We start from the raw sequence: 14,356 nt of genomic DNA, 5'->3' as shown, positions 1-14,356 counted from the left end.
CTGTCAAAAAAATGTTTGACGTCGACCTTGAACTAGGTTCCAGGATGCGGAAATCTAATCGTTAGCGACTTTTTGCAATAAAATCCTGATAAAGTTTTGATCTTTTTATCTCATGAATGGCTTTTTTTGCATCCTCAAAATCTAGAACCCACCACTCACTTTGCAGAACTAGTGCCTGAATGCTTGGTGGAAATCTATATCTAATGATACGCGCGGGAGAACCGGCTACGATTGCAAAATTGGGTACATCGGCATTCACAAAAGAACTAGCTCCTACCACTGCACCGAAGCCGATCGTTACACCGCGCCTGACCACCGCATTAACAGCAATCCACGCATCGCTGCAAACTAAACTATCACCTTGGGTAAGCAACTTGTACGGCTCATCATAGAAAAGGCTGCTGGTAGAAATTTCATTTAAAATATGTTCACCAGCGCCGATAGATACGTTATTTGCTATCGAAACATAATTCTGGATGGTCGCCTTGGTAACATCGCAACGATCGCCAATGTAGCAATAACTCCCCACCACAGTATCTCGACTTATCCGAGCACTAGTTTGTATCTTTGTTGTGCTATGGAAACGATCAGGTACTGTTTTTCGTTTTTTAAAAATCTTCATTTCCTCTCCCTCATCAGAAAAATCTCTGCACGAGGCGTTTTCGCATTCTTTTTAATACAGATTTATTCTTTCGAAAAAATCTTTCAGAGTTTATTGTCCTTCTCCGTCTCGGCCCGCAACCTGCAAACTGAGCGCTTTTCAAGATATTAGTTAATACTGAAAATATATTGTATTCATATAAAACTTTTCGGCGGCTTTCTTTAAGAGCAGCGATTTCAAACTCTGATACTTCTTTGCTAATTATAAATTCTATTTTCTTTATTGAGTTTTGAATATCGTAAACATCTATTTCTTTATACGAGTTTACTTCAAAGTAATCGCTTATGTTGGGGCATCCGTGATAAATTGGAAGCGTCTTCGTTAAGAAAGAGTCGGATATTTTTTCAGTCCAATAGTCTTTAATGGCGCAATTTTCCAAAGCTATATGATATTTATATTCTGACAAGACAGACATTTTGTCTGGAAAGGTATTGATATTCCTGCCGAAGTAATCAATTTTTTCTCCAAAATACTCCTTCAATGCTTCTACAAATTGCAACCTTGCTCTATGTTCCTCCGTGAAGGCTTTATCCGATGAGACTACGGACACAAGTTTACTTTTCTTAGGTGAAAAATTTTCAAAAAAATCAAAATTCAAAGGCTTTTTCAGTAACGCACCTTGGTTTGACCAAGCTCCAACCAACCAAGGCAAGCCAGTTTGGCCGAATTGCACAGCTCCATGTTTGCAGCTTCTATCCGTTGTTAAAACGAGATCAAACTGTGACAGAAATTCACTTTCATATGTCTTGACGTTAGCAGGTTCCGAAGCAACGAATACACAACTTTTCGCACTAATATTTCCACAATAATGATCAGGGAGACCATCAAATACAATCAACACATCGCATTTTTCGAAATCACCTGAAAATATGAATTCAATGTCACCCCAAACAGGGATAGACTGTGGAAATTGTCGTTCCCAATGCCAATTTTGAGCAGAAGATAAGAAACCAGCAGTTTTCATTATTGGCCCCAACAGAAACTTGAGTTAGATTATTTAGTATAATACATGCTCTATACCCCCCCCCAAAAAAACATTCAATGCTTTTACATATTTAAAAATTCTTCTATTTGTTTATTTGTTTTAAAACCAATTCCAGTAGATTCAACTCCTCATTCATCGGATAATGATGATTTCCGATAAAGAAACCATGGCGGTCTAGTTCATTTGCATTTTTGAGCTCGCCATAAATTGAATAGTCAAACCACTTCATCGCTTCGTTTTTCGTAAAGTTACCCGCCACTATGGGGCGCACTTCGATACCTGACTTGTTCATTGCAGCAATGATCTGCCCTCGATCATAGCCCATGTCTGATTTGACGGTGAATGCGAACCCAAACCAGCTGCTCTGGCCAATTTCCCGTTGAATTCTCAGGAATGGATATTTTTCCATAAAATCACGAAACTTTTCAGCATTCCTCCGACGCTCAAGCACCATGTCTGGAAGCTTCTTAAGTTGTTCAAGCCCTATTGCGCCACTCATCTCCAAAGGGCGTACATTGTAACCAGGTAAAATGAACCGGAACGATTCCTCGAAAGGATTATCGCTCATTGGGGCGACATGATTTTCTTTTGGTAAGTTACGCGTCCAACCGTGTGCACGAAGGCAAAGAAGAATATGATATAATTCTTCGTCGTCGGTAGTGATCAAGCCACCTTCCATTGTGGAGATGTGATGGCTGAAGAACGAACTGTAACTTCCCATGAGTCCGAACGTACCAGCTTGTTTGCCATCAAAAAGTGCACCTAAAGACTCGCAATTGTCTTCTAGTAGCAAGATGTCCCTGCCTTCGACAATTTTGTTTATAGCTGCGAAGTCATTGGGATTTCCGAGTAGATTTACAACCATGATGACTTTAGTTGCGGGGGTGATTGCCTCTTCCAACTGTTCCAGGTCGTAATTCAGAGTTTCAGCGTCGACGTCAACGAACCTAAGTTTCAGCCCATACTGATAAAGGGGATAGTAGGTGGTACTCCAAGACACTGCGGGGACAATTACTTCCGTGCCCGGCAGAATGGGTGCGTTCGACCTATATCGCAACGCCGCAACCATGAGCAAATTTGCAGAAGAGCCGGAATTGACCATGACTGCATGATTGCTGCCTACAAATCTTGCAAATTCCTGTTCAAACTCAGCGACTTTTTTCCCCATTGTGAAAATGCCGGACTCAATTACTCGCTGAAGCGCCTCATATTCACGCTCGTCCCAGGTTGTACTTGCTAGTGGGTAATTCATTTCATTCTCCAAGGGACAAGAAATATTCGTAGGTCTGGCGAATACCGTCATTCAGGCTCGTCTTGGGTTTCCAGCCCATTTCGGACTGCAGGCTAACATCTAGCAATTTTCGCTTCATGCCTACCGGCTTGGTCAGATCATGCGTAAATTTGCCGGAATAGCCTATAACATTAGATGTTATTTTGTAGTATTCATTAATGGTGAAGTCTTTTCCAACACCAACATTTGCTACCGTCGACAGCTTCTCAAACTTACCCAATATGAAAACTATTGCGTCCGCCAAGTCCTCTGCAAACATGAATTCTCTGCGCGCTTCTCCTGTTCCCCAGATCTCAACCGTTTTGTTTTTGGCAAGTGTTGCCTGATGAATTTTGCGTATGACAGCAGGGACCAAATGGGAGACAGCAGGATCAAATTTATCGAAGCGTCCATACAAGTTGCATGGAATTATTGTTTTATATTGAAACTCTGGCGTTTCACGAACGATGTATTCGCAAAGCCTTGCAACGGCACACTTGGCAAGAGCGTAGCCCTCATTGGTGGGTTCCAATGAGGCGCTGAGAACTTGAGCTTCTTTGAGGGGCGTGTCCAAATCCTTGGGATACATACAAGAACTGCCGATATTCAGGAGTTGAGGAACACCTGCAGACCGAGCAGCCGTAATCAAGTTGCTGCCCATATTCCAATTGTCGGTCAAAAAGCGGACTGGGCTCGCGATATTGGCTTGAATTCCGCCAACGACGCCGGCGGCGTGCACAATGATGTCCGGCTTCTCTCGCTTCAGAAAAGCTTCGGTTTGGTCGAAATCCAGAAGATTGAGTTTCGAGCTGTCGGGAGAAATAAATTCAAGGTTGTCGGGTCGCTCATGCGCGAGCAAATTCTTCCCAACCATACCGGAACCGCCGGTCAGCAAAACTCTTGGCATTATAGTCTGAATCCCTGAAGCATTTAAGGCTAAGGCTTCATTTCCCGAAGATCGCTTGTAACCATTTCCGAAATGAGATCGCGAACACTTCGATCATGCTTCCAGCCCAGTCTTTCGAATGCTTTCGTGGCATCACCAAGCAGTAGATCGACTTCGGTCGGACGGAAGTACCGAGGGTCGATCTCAACAACAACCTTTCCGGTTGCCACATCGATCCCTTTTTCATCTACCCCGGAACCTTGCCAAACTAACGCAATATCCACTTCAGAGAATGACCAATTAACAAAATCACGCACCGAGGTAGTCTTGCCCGTCGCCAGAACATAATCATCCGCCTTGTCCTGCTGCAGCATCAGCCACATGCCGCGGACGTAGTCTTTTGCATGCCCCCAATCCCGTTCGGCGTCCAGGTTACCAAGGTAGAGTTTGTCCTGAAGGCCCAGTTTGATCGAGGCGGCGGCGCGGGTGATCTTGCGGGTCACGAAGGTTTCGCCGCGGATCGGGCTTTCGTGGTTGAAGAGGATGCCGTTGCTAGCGTGCATGCCGTAGGCTTCGCGGTAGTTGACGACGATCCAATAGGCGTAGAGCTTTGCCGCGGCATAGGGGCTTCTTGGATAGAAAGGAGTGGTTTCCGACTGCGGAACTTCCTGTACCTTTCCGTAGAGCTCAGACGTGGATGCCTGGTAGAAGCGCGTTTTCTCGCTCAATCCAAGAAGCCGGATGGCCTCGAGCAGGCGCAGGGTACCGAGGGCGTCCGCGTTTCCCGTATATTCCGGGGTCTCAAAGGATACCTGAACGTGGCTCTGCGCGGCGAGGTTATAGACTTCGTCCGGCTGCGTTTCCTGCATGATGCGGATGAGGTTCGTGGAATCCGTCATGTCACCATAGTGCAGGTGCAGCTTCACATCACGGTCGTGCGGGTCCTGATAGAGATGATCGATCCGTCCTGTGTTGAACGACGATGACCGTCTTTTGATGCCGTGAACCGTATAGCCTTTCTCTAGCAGCAGTTCTGCGAGATAGGCGCCGTCCTGGCCAGTGATCCCCGTGATGAGAGCTGTTTTTTGCATTGTACCCTTTTGTCTCATTCCAGTTCCGTGAGTGCTTCTTCAAGAAGCAATGCGGACGTGAGTTTCATTTCTGCGGCGCTGGTGTTTGACAGAGTTCGCAAACGGTGGGTCATTCGCTGGCGTCCGACCGGCACCTCAATTCGCACCGAAGATTCCGGGCGTTATAGTCGGTTCCAAAATCAAAAGAAAGAGAACCCTGACCTCCGAGTGCGTTGAACATGCACTGGCAACAGCAAAAGTCATAATGATATGGCAACGCGCAGGTCAAAGATCACTGGCGTTCGGGCTGATGGCTTGGCATAACCGCGACGGCAACGAGCCGCCAGGCGAATTCAGGCGATTTCAAGTACGGGTGGATTAAAGGTGGTCACTTCCGGCTTCATTTGCAGACAGGTTTGATGACAGACGCAGTGAAAATCGACGTACTCCTCGTTTCGGGGGCAAGGCCTGCGTTGTTGGAGAAAACTCTGGCAAGCTTTTCACAGCGGTTGTTCAGGCATTTCGAGATCGGAACGCTTTACGTCAACATCGATCCCTTTGAAGGCGGACCTGTGGAGGTTGATGCCAGCGAGGAGATCTGCAAACAGCATTTCGCCAATGTCGTCACCCGCAAGCCTGACAAGCCTCACTTTACAAAAGCAATCCGCTGGCTCTGGCGACAGCCGGCTGCGGACTGGTGCTTCCACCTGGAAGACGACTGGGTGCTGAACCGGGAGGTCCGTCCCGAAGAAGTCAGAAAGGCAATGACACGCAACGTTCGCCAGATCAGCCTGATGACCCGGGAAAAGAACTGGGGCTACCGGTCCTTCTATCATTATGAACCCGGCCGCAGGACATTCCTCGGAATGGATCTTGGCAAGGGTCTCAACAAGAAGCGGCCGATCTTCGGAACCAGCCCCTCCTTCCTGCGCAGCGATTTCGCTGCAAGATGTGCCGAGCTGATGGATGAGACACTCGATCCGGAAAAACAGCTGAACTACATGAACCCAGACCTGAATGCCTTTACCGCACAATTCAGGAACAGGTTCATCGGCGCGCGGCGGGAATATGTGGCGATCGACATCGGCCGGGAACACCGCGATGCACTTGGGATAACCAAGGAAGTTATCGATGGAAACAGTGTCTGGAGCCGGACAGAGTAAGGCGCATCTTGAAGCACACAAAATACTGTCGCACTGAGGTCAGCTGAAAAAGACGTTCCGTGTTGCCGGCGTATCGAAATCGAAGCCGAACAGTTCGATTTCGGTTTTGTACCAGTCGGCGACGATCTCGATATTCCTATCGGTGTAGAATTTTCGCTGGTCGGCACGGGCATTGCGGGAGATATTGCGCTGTTCGAGCGTGTCATCTGCCCCAAGATATCTTGCCAGTTCCGGACCCAGTTTTTCCTGACGCAGGATATTGACCGCCACCTGCCCCCTCTCGTCGATCACATAGTCGCTTTGCGGGTACCAGCCGAGCGAGGCGCGGTGCCAGAAGAAATCAACCTTGCCCCACTCGTGGCGCGTCTCCAAAAATTCCTCGAACCCCTTCACCGTCAGATCGAATTCCGCCTCGTGGGATCCGCTTGTCTGTAGGTAGAACTTGAATCTGGAAAAAGTCCGTGCCCAGGGGTTGCGAACAACCGCAAAAGGCACCGTGCCAGCACGCACCGAAAGGTCGATATCCCGCAGCCGGGCATGTTCGTAGCCCGGATGAAGCCCGCGATCCTTCATGAAGGTCATCAGCGCGTTTGCATAAGCCTTGCTTTTCAGGCGGCGCCGGTTGGCGAGAACCAGATTGCCTTCCAGCGCCTTGGCATGGCGCACCGACATGCCGCCGTTCTTGGGAATGTGGACGAGCAGGTGTTTCTTCGGCACCAGCCCCAGCCTGGCAGGCGCGAACTTGAGGAAATTCTTGAGCTGGTATTCGTCCATGCTGTCCGTCTCTTGAAAGCCGTGCCCCACGCCTTCCCGCACCTTGCACGGCTGACGGAAAGACGTCGTTTCTGCCTGCTGCCGGGCGCGGCGACCGTCAGCGCCTCAGGTCGATCTGGTGGTGCCTTATCCCAATCTGCCAGGACTGTCCATTCATCGGCTCGCCGTCCAGATTGAACTGCACGGGCTGCTGGGTCTCGATTTTCAGATTGCGCACCTTGCGCTGGATCGGGCCGCCGTTGATGTCGTCAACGCCGCTGTCCAGCAGCACCGACAAAAGGTCGATCACCTTGCCCGTCTGCGGGAAGGGAACGATGGTCAGATCGAGGAAGCCGTCATCAAGCTTGGCATCGGGGCACAGCCGAATGCCGCCGCCAGCGCGGCGGCCATTGCCCACGGCGAGGGCCAGGAACGAGCCCTCCCAGGAGAAATCGTCCGCCTCGATACGTGCTTCGCAGGCTGAAAGTTCCGAAAACCGCTGCAGACCTGTGAAGAGATAGGCAGCCCCGCCAAGAACGCGCTTCAGGTTCGGGTCAGTCTGTGATGTCACCTGTGAACCGAAGCCGCCAGTCGCCATGTTGATGAACACACAGCCGTTGACCTCGCCAATGTCGGTCGGTTTGGCGGATGCGCGCACGGCAAACCGCAGGCAGGAGGTGATGTCCGCCGGATCAAGGCCAATGTGATTGGCAAAATCATTTGCCGTTCCCAGAGGCAGAACCGCAAATGAAAAAGGAGGTTTTTCCCCTTCGGGCAAATCATGCAGGGCCGCATCCAGAACCTCGTTCAAGGTGCCATCGCCTCCGCCGCTGACAAGCGTGTCGATCCGCTCGCTCTCGTGATCGCGCAGGGCATCGTGAACCAGTCTCTCGACATCGCCGGCCTCATAGGTCACGCGAACGGAGACATTGTGGCCCATGGACCGTACGGCCTCCACCGCACTGCGAACATCGTCGCGGCCGGCGGACTTGCCATTGAGGATCAGGCGCAGATGATGCTTTTCCAATTACGTCTCCTTGTCCCTGCTGCTTTCCTACAAGAGCAGGGAAAATTGCCATCAGGCATGGCAGCAGATCATAACCCGGGGCGGGGCTATGGCAGTATGTAAGCGGGACTGGTCTCTCCGAATGGTGCTTTTGAGCAAAACGCCGGCCAGGTGCAATCGTTCCGCCGAAAAGTGGGCCATGTGCCCGCCGGTTTCAATTTCTGCCGATCACTAAAAAGTCGGGTCCAAGGGAACCGTTGTGCGGGACGCCCTGTCTTGACGCCTGTTTCAGCCCGGCAGCATGGTTTCCCGGCGCGTCCGTGCGGTGCGGGCTTCCTCCATCAGCCATTTTCGGAATGCAGATACCACCGGCCGCATCGTGCGGCCCTCCGGATAGACGAAATAATACGCCGTCTGCTGTGACAGGGAGAGGTCGAAAAGCCGGACGAGACGTCCTGAGGCCAGTTCCGCCTCGACGAAAAAACGCGGGATCAGCGCGGCTCCGGCGTGGTGGATCGCAGCCTCGGAGATCATGACGAACTGTTCGAAACGCGCGCCTTGGAAGGCGGCATCTGTTTCCACGCCTGCAAGATCAAACCACTGCCGCCAGGCAAGCGGGCGTGTTGCAAGCTGCAGGCGCGGCACGCGGGCAAGATCGGCAGGTGTGCGGATCTGGTGCCGATCGCGAAAGACGCGTGAGGCAACGGGGATGACTTCCTCGTCGAACAACCGCTCGGCGATCGCCCCCGCCCAGACCGGGTCGCCGTGGTGAATGGCGCCGTCAAACGGCTCCTCGTCGAAATCGAACGGCTGCAGGCGCACACTCAGATTGAGGCCAGCATCCGGATACCGGCGCCCGAAATCGGCAATCCGCGGAGCCAGCCAGCGGGTGCCAAAGGTCGGCAGAACAGCAAGGTTGAGGACGTCCGCACTGCCGGCATAGGACATCACCTGCCGCGTGGCAGCGGTCATCTGTTCCAGCGCCCCTCGGATATCGTGAAGGTAGATCCGGCCTGCGTCGGTCAGGACAATGCGCTGGCGAACCCGCCGAAACAGCTCGACGCCCAGCCTGTCTTCCAGCTGGCGAACCTGCTTGGACACTGCGCCCTGCGTCAGGTGCAGTTCCTCCGCGGCGCGGGTAAAGCTCAGATGCCGGGCGGCACATTCGAACGCGATCAGCGTGTCTGCCGGCGGGACGAAGGCGCGCCGCATGGCAAATTCCCCTACTTCATTCCATTTCGTCATGAATGATGGACGAGGTTTCGCTTTTACGCAAACGGATTTGAGGCAAGACTAGAGGAAATAGAATGACCCTGGCCGTCAAGCGGCCGCACATCATTGGCCGGATCACGGCCTGGGAGACACGACCATGAACGCACCCGCGAATGTTAAGTCCTCACCGGCCGGTGGCGGCTCCTTCGACTGGCAGGACCCGTTTCACCTGCGCGACCAGCTGAAGGAAGACGAACAGCTGATCCAGGATACGGCTCGCGCATTTGCCCAGGAAAAGCTGCTGCCGCGCGTCATTGAAGCCTACCGCGAGGAAAAGACCGACCGGGGCATCTTCAACGAAATGGGTGAACTGGGCCTTCTGGGTGTTACCCTGCCGGAGGACTACGGCTGCGCCGGTGCATCCTATGTCGCTTACGGTGTCGTTGCCCGCGAGATCGAGCGTGTCGACAGCGGCTATCGCTCCATGATGAGCGTGCAGTCCTCGCTGGTCATGTACCCGATCTATGCCTACGGCTCGGAAGAACAGCGCCAGAAATACCTGCCGAAACTGGCAAGCGGCGAGTTTGTCGGCTGCTTCGGCCTCACCGAGCCCGATGCAGGTTCCGATCCGGCCGGCATGCGCACCCGCGCGGAAAAGATCGACGGCGGCTACAAGCTGACCGGCTCGAAGATGTGGATCTCGAACGCTCCGATCGCAGATGTCTTCGTCGTCTGGGCGAAGTCGGAAGCTCATGACGGTGCCATCCGCGGCTTCGTGCTCGACAAGGGCATGAAGGGCCTCACCGCACCGAAGGTCGGCGGCAAGCTTTCCCTGCGTGCCTCCATCACCGGTGAAATCGTCATGGACGGTGTGGAAGTGGGTGAAGATGCCCTGTTGCCGAATGTTTCCGGCCTGAAAGGCCCGTTCGGCTGCCTCAACCGCGCACGCTACGGCATTGCCTGGGGCGCAATGGGCGCTGCAGAAGACTGCTGGACCCGCGCCCGTCAATATGGCCTCGACCGCGAACAGTTCGGCCGCCCGCTGGCTCAGACCCAGCTCTTCCAGAAGAAGCTGGCGGACATGCAGACCGAAATCACGCTCGGCCTGCAGGCAGCGCTGCGTGTCGGTCAGCTGTTCGACGCCGGCAAGGTGGCGCCGGAAATGATCTCGCTGATCAAGCGCAACAACTGCGGCAAGGCCCTGGATATCGCCCGCCAGTCTCGTGACATGCACGGCGGCAACGGCATCCAGGAAGAATACCACATCATGCGCCACGCCCAGAACCTGGAAACGGTCAACACCTACGAAGGCACGCATGACATTCATGCGCTGATCCTCGGCCGTGCACAGACCGGCCTGCAGGCGTTCTTCTAAGACCCTGAAGTCATGACATTTGAAGCGGGCGGCCAAGCCGCCCGTCTCTCGTTCGGTTCTCTTGAAAAGGGTTTGCGTCAGCAGGCCCGTTGTTTTTCCTGACAGCGCTTGAGGAGGCTCCATGGCGGACCAGACTGCGGATGTCGTCATCATCGGGGGAGCCGTCATGGGCTCGTCCGTCGCCTGCCACCTGGCCATGCGCGACGATTTTTCCGGACGCATCGTCGTTATCGAGGCGGATCCCGCCTATGAAACCTGCGCTTCCGCGCGTTCGGCAGCGTCCATTCGCCAGCAGTTCTCCAGCGCCATCAACATCGAGATTTCGCTTTACGGCATCCGCTTTCTGCGGGAGATCGGAGCAACGCTCAACGTGAACGGCGACAGGCCCGCGATCGATCTTCACGAGGGTGGCTACCTGTTTCTGGCAACGCCCGACAAGCTCAATATCCTTCAGGAAAATCACCGCCTGCAGCAGCAGCTCGGCGCGGATATCGCCTTTCTTGACCCGGACGGTCTCAAGGTGAAGTTCCCCTGGCTGGAGGTTTCCGACCTTGCCGCAGGCTGCCATGGCGTCACAGGCGAAGGCTGGTTCGACGGCTATGGCCTGATGCAGGCCTTCCGCAAGAAGGCCCGGTCGCTGGATGTCGACTACATTGCCGCAAAGGCCAGGGTGGCATCCGACGGCAATGGCGGCTGGAGCGTGGAGCTATCGACGGGCGAGAGACTGTCGACACCTGTCGTCGTCAACTGCGCCGGTGCATCCGGCGGAGCCGAGCTTTGCCGTCAGGCGGGGCTGGACGTGCCGATCGTTTCCAAAAAGCGCTGCGTCTTTACCTTTGAATGCAAGGACAAGCTGGAGCGTTTTCCGCTGCTGATCGATCCGAACGGCACCTATGCGCGTCCGGAAGGTACCGGCTATATCTGCGGTTCGGCGCCGCCTGAAGATCGCGATCCGGACTGCCACGATTTCGACGTCGATTATGGCCTTTTCGAAGAACATATCTGGCCGACACTGGCAACGCGCGTTCCCGCTTTCGAGGCAATCCGGCCGGGAGCCGCCTGGGCCGGCTGCTATGACATGAACCTCTTCGACCACAACGCCTTTGTCGGCGCAGTACAGGGGCTGGACGGGTTCTATCTGGCACTCGGGTTTTCAGGACATGGCCTGCAGCAGTCACCCGCGGTTGGGCGCGGCCTTGCGGAACTGGTCGTGACAGGCGGCTATCAAACGCTGGATCTCTCTCCGCTGGCGTTCGACCGGCTGGCTGCCGGAACACCGATTATCGAAAAGAACGTGGTCTGACCGTCTGAAGCTTACTCGGCCACCAGCAAGGGTGTGACAGGTCCGTCCTCGACCTTGCTCGTCTGGGCGCTGGATACCTTGGGCAGGGTCAATGGATTGGTGGGGCTGATCTCCGCCTTTTCCGGTGCTGCGTCAGGCGTTTCCGCCGAAATATCGTCCGGGATTTCTGCCGCGCCTTCCGTCAATGCTTCGGCATTGTCGGTAACCGGGCCAGCGTTGCTGCCGCTGTCTTCAGCGTCCGCCGTCTCCACCAGAGGCTCTTCCACCGGCAAGGGCAGGCTTTCAATCTCGTTCTGACCAGATGAAGCACCGCCCACCGACGTCCAGTCCACCAGCCGGGTCATTGCATCCTGCAGGACGGCCGTCAGACGGGCCATTCGCACCTTGTCCGGCTCGAAAGGCGGTGACTCATGGCGCAGGTAAGAGCGTTGTGCCAGCAGCAACGTCATCGCATGCAGGCCGCGGTCCGGTCGACCGAACGTATGGGTGATGAAGCCACCCTGGGTCTGCTCATCGACGCTGACCGTATACCCTTCCCGCCCCTTGAAGGAGCCGACCAGCACATTGCGCAGGTCCGGATCACACGACTTTCCATCCGCCGTGCCGATACTGACCAGCGGCAGTCCATTTTCGGTAACGCCCTTGATGTTCGAGCGCATGGACTGGCAATCGAGCACGATCACCTTGCGATGACTGCGCAAAAGCCGGTCGATCTGGCGGCGCAGGGCCTTGTGGAAGGGCGTATAGAAAAGCAGCGTGCGTTGTTCGATCTCGGTCGGGCCAGGCTCTTCGCCTTCCTGATAGATGCGCTTGCCATCCAGCGTGGTGGCGGGACACAAGGCGCGCGCTGGATCCTGGGCAGCGCTGACAGGTGTCTTGGGATCGCGGTCCAGATCGACAACGTAGCGGGAAATGGTGGAGCGCAGCACTGTCGCGCTCAACTCTCCGTGAAAGTCGAACACGCGTTCCAGGCGCCAGGCGAGATCGGCCTGAAGACGGCCCGTGGCGTTCAGCCTTTTTTCGACAGCGTTCGGGATCTCCGTGCCCGAATGGGGCAGGCAGACAATCAGCGGGCTTTGTCCTTCTTCAACCAGGATCATGCTGCAACGCCTAAACGACGAGACCAAACGGCCTCTAACTTGGAGAATTTACTTAACGGAAACAAGACATTTTCTTTACAACCAGAAGACACGTAACCACACCCGCGACAAGGCATGGTCGAATAGATCATTGTTTCCAGCAGCTTGCCAACCCTTATTGCCTGCACCGCTTCCGGGTGAAAGCCGTTTCCGGTCCGAAGCTCTCTTTCCCACACTATTTCGCGGTCGCACAAACCATCGTATCGCGCATGTTAATCCGGCGAGCTGACCAACTGGCGTCTTGACGGATGCCTGCAGGCGGGCAATTTTCACAGCAACACATCTTTCGGCGGCCAAGGCTGCCCCATCCCCTTCCGTTCAGGATCTGCCTTCAAACGAGGACCCGGCCGTGACGCTTCGCAATGGCAAAGAATTTCTGATGATTCCAGGACCGACCAATGTGCCGGAGGAAGTCCTGCGGGCCATGCACCGGCCTGCAGTAGACATTTATGAAGGCCCTCTGCTGGAAACGACCGGGTTCTGCCTGCACGGTTTGCAGCGTCTGTTCCGGACCGAAGGCAAGACCTACATCTACGCAGCCAACGGTCATGGAGCCTGGGATGCCGCCCTGTGCAACACGCTGAAGCGTGGCGACAAGGTTCTCGTGCTGGAGTCCGGCCGCTTTGCCCTTGGCTGGGGAGAAGCTGCCAACGTGCTGGACCTCGATATCGAGGTTCTGCCCGGTGCCTGGGACAAGGGGGTCGACCCTGCCCACCTGCAGGAACGGCTGAAACAGGATACCACCCACGAGATCAAGGCCATCCTGGTGGTTCAGGTCGATACGGCCTCCGGGGTCTGGAATGATATTGCCGCCTTGCGCAAGGCGATCGACGCAGCTTCACACCCTGCCCTGTTCATGGTCGACACCATTGCCTCGCTAGGCTGCATGCCGTTCGAGATGGACGCCTGGGGTGTCGACGTGGCGCTGACGGGATCGCAGAAGGGCCTGATGTGCCCGCCAGGCCTCTCCTTTGTTGCCGCCGGCCCGAAAGCCGACAAGGCACATGAAACGGCGGAGCTGCGGACCAACTACACCGACTGGACTTTCCGGCAAGGGCCGGAGCACTACCAGAAATACTGCGGAACCCCGCCCGAGCACCTTCTGTTTGCCTTTCACAAGGCTCTCGATCTCATTTTCGAGGAAGGGCTGGAGAAGACCTGGCACAGGCATGCCCTTCTGGGTGAAGCAACCCGGCGGGCGGTTGCGGTCTGGGCGGAGAAAGGCGCGGTCGACTTCAACATCACCGACGCGCATGCCCGCTCGAACTCCGTCACCGTTGTGCGGTTCAACGAAGGCGACGTGGCAGCGCTAAGGACCTTTACCAAGGAAGTTTGCGGCGTCACCATCGGTGGAACGATCGGCGAATTGTCCGGCAAAGGCATCCGCATTGCCCACATGGGCCACGTCAACGCCGTCATGCTGCTCGGCACGTTGTCATCCATCGAACTCGGCTTCCAGAAACTGGGCATTCCCCATGGGCGGGGCGGAGTGCAGGCGGCGATGGATTACCTGGCTGGGGCTCTCTGAGAACG

Annotated in this window: 13 protein-coding genes; 4 read left to right on the top strand and 9 right to left on the bottom strand. The window is 54.8% G+C overall.

Going from position 1 to position 14,356, the window contains the following annotated elements; all coding sequences use genetic code 11:
- Positions 1 to 61: 61 nt before the first annotated feature.
- The 5 genes from J7447_RS16010 to gmd form a co-directional block, all read right to left on the bottom strand.
- Entirely contained in the window at positions 62 to 622 is a 561-nt protein-coding gene (locus J7447_RS16010; RefSeq protein WP_152533246.1) for an antibiotic acetyltransferase, read from the bottom strand.
- A gap of 13 nt (positions 623 to 635) precedes the next feature.
- Positions 636 to 1,625 (bottom strand): glycosyltransferase family 10, encoded by a 990-nt coding sequence (locus J7447_RS16005; RefSeq protein ID WP_209170209.1) that lies wholly within the window; start codon positions 1,623 to 1,625, stop codon positions 636 to 638.
- Between the two features lie 103 nt (positions 1,626 to 1,728).
- Entirely contained in the window at positions 1,729 to 2,898 is a 1,170-nt protein-coding gene (locus J7447_RS16000; RefSeq protein ID WP_209170208.1) for a DegT/DnrJ/EryC1/StrS family aminotransferase, read from the bottom strand.
- A 1-nt stretch (position 2,899) separates the two neighbouring features.
- Positions 2,900 to 3,823 carry a GDP-L-fucose synthase gene (locus tag J7447_RS15995; RefSeq protein ID WP_209170207.1) on the bottom strand — a complete coding sequence of 308 codons (924 nt, stop codon included), beginning with the start codon at positions 3,821 to 3,823 and terminating at the stop codon, positions 2,900 to 2,902.
- A gap of 29 nt (positions 3,824 to 3,852) precedes the next feature.
- On the bottom strand, positions 3,853 to 4,893 hold the full coding sequence (gmd, locus tag J7447_RS15990) for a GDP-mannose 4,6-dehydratase (protein WP_209170206.1): 1,041 nt from the start codon (positions 4,891 to 4,893) through the stop codon (positions 3,853 to 3,855).
- A gap of 398 nt (positions 4,894 to 5,291) precedes the next feature.
- On the opposite strand from gmd, the gene J7447_RS15985 reads away from it, so the two are divergent.
- Positions 5,292 to 6,035: a hypothetical protein gene (locus J7447_RS15985; protein WP_209170205.1), complete on the top strand. Its 744-nt coding sequence runs from the start codon at positions 5,292 to 5,294 to the stop codon at positions 6,033 to 6,035.
- Positions 6,036 to 6,074: 39 nt separating this feature from the next.
- Here the strand turns inward: J7447_RS15985 and J7447_RS15980 are convergent, their stop codons facing one another.
- The 3 genes from J7447_RS15980 to gcvA all read right to left on the bottom strand — a co-directional run bounded on the left by J7447_RS15980 (position 6,075) and on the right by gcvA (position 9,006).
- The gene (locus J7447_RS15980; RefSeq protein WP_209170204.1) at positions 6,075 to 6,809 is read right to left on the bottom strand and encodes a hypothetical protein; all 735 of its coding nucleotides are present in this window, start codon (positions 6,807 to 6,809) and stop codon (positions 6,075 to 6,077) included.
- A gap of 97 nt (positions 6,810 to 6,906) precedes the next feature.
- Positions 6,907 to 7,815, bottom strand: a complete 909-nt coding sequence (gene yegS, locus J7447_RS15975) for a lipid kinase YegS (RefSeq protein WP_286189205.1) — start codon at positions 7,813 to 7,815, stop codon at positions 6,907 to 6,909.
- A gap of 267 nt (positions 7,816 to 8,082) precedes the next feature.
- Complete coding sequence (gcvA, locus tag J7447_RS15970; protein WP_022999230.1) at positions 8,083 to 9,006, bottom strand: transcriptional regulator GcvA; 924 nt, start codon at positions 9,004 to 9,006, stop codon at positions 8,083 to 8,085.
- A gap of 157 nt (positions 9,007 to 9,163) precedes the next feature.
- Between gcvA and J7447_RS15965 the strand changes: the two genes are divergently transcribed.
- Entirely contained in the window at positions 9,164 to 10,381 is a 1,218-nt protein-coding gene (locus J7447_RS15965; protein WP_152504934.1) for an acyl-CoA dehydrogenase, read from the top strand.
- A gap of 121 nt (positions 10,382 to 10,502) precedes the next feature.
- The gene (locus J7447_RS15960) at positions 10,503 to 11,684 is read left to right on the top strand and encodes an FAD-binding oxidoreductase (RefSeq protein WP_209170203.1); all 1,182 of its coding nucleotides are present in this window, start codon (positions 10,503 to 10,505) and stop codon (positions 11,682 to 11,684) included.
- Positions 11,685 to 11,695: 11 nt separating this feature from the next.
- On the opposite strand, the gene J7447_RS15955 is transcribed toward J7447_RS15960, so the two are convergent.
- Positions 11,696 to 12,784, bottom strand: coding sequence for an N-formylglutamate amidohydrolase (locus tag J7447_RS15955; protein ID WP_209170202.1), 1,089 nt, complete (start codon positions 12,782 to 12,784; stop codon positions 11,696 to 11,698).
- Between the two features lie 388 nt (positions 12,785 to 13,172).
- Here J7447_RS15955 and J7447_RS15950 point away from each other — a divergent pair, with 388 nt between their 5' ends.
- Entirely contained in the window at positions 13,173 to 14,351 is a 1,179-nt protein-coding gene (locus J7447_RS15950) for an aminotransferase class V-fold PLP-dependent enzyme (RefSeq protein ID WP_209170201.1), read from the top strand.
- Positions 14,352 to 14,356: the final 5 nt, after the last annotated feature.

The organism is Labrenzia sp. R5_0, from assembly GCF_017743835.1.
Classification (GTDB): Bacteria; Pseudomonadota; Alphaproteobacteria; order Rhizobiales; family Stappiaceae; genus Roseibium; species Roseibium algicola.
Note: the sequence above shows the minus strand (reverse complement) of the source record. Positions and strands in the feature narration are given on the sequence as shown.

Bases quoted from the DNA above. Each gene is read 5' to 3' on its own strand.
- gcvA (WP_022999230.1), bottom strand. From the start codon at position 9,006: ATGCGGCGCGCCTTCGTCCCGCCGGCAGACACGCTGATCGCGTTCGAA.
- J7447_RS15995 (WP_209170207.1), bottom strand. From the start codon at position 3,823: ATGCCAAGAGTTTTGCTGACCGGCGGTTCCGGTATGGTTGGGAAGAAT.
- J7447_RS16005 (WP_209170209.1), bottom strand. From the start codon at position 1,625: ATGAAAACTGCTGGTTTCTTATCTTCTGCTCAAAATTGGCATTGGGAA.
- J7447_RS15980 (WP_209170204.1), bottom strand. From the start codon at position 6,809: ATGGACGAATACCAGCTCAAGAATTTCCTCAAGTTCGCGCCTGCCAGG.
- gmd (WP_209170206.1), bottom strand. From the start codon at position 4,893: ATGCAAAAAACAGCTCTCATCACGGGGATCACTGGCCAGGACGGCGCC.
- J7447_RS15960 (WP_209170203.1), top strand. From the start codon at position 10,503: ATGGCGGACCAGACTGCGGATGTCGTCATCATCGGGGGAGCCGTCATG.
- J7447_RS15985 (WP_209170205.1), top strand. From the start codon at position 5,292: ATGACAGACGCAGTGAAAATCGACGTACTCCTCGTTTCGGGGGCAAGG.
- J7447_RS15965 (WP_152504934.1), top strand. From the start codon at position 9,164: ATGAACGCACCCGCGAATGTTAAGTCCTCACCGGCCGGTGGCGGCTCC.
- J7447_RS16000 (WP_209170208.1), bottom strand. From the start codon at position 2,898: ATGAATTACCCACTAGCAAGTACAACCTGGGACGAGCGTGAATATGAG.
- J7447_RS15955 (WP_209170202.1), bottom strand. From the start codon at position 12,784: ATGATCCTGGTTGAAGAAGGACAAAGCCCGCTGATTGTCTGCCTGCCC.
- J7447_RS16010 (WP_152533246.1), bottom strand. From the start codon at position 622: ATGAAGATTTTTAAAAAACGAAAAACAGTACCTGATCGTTTCCATAGC.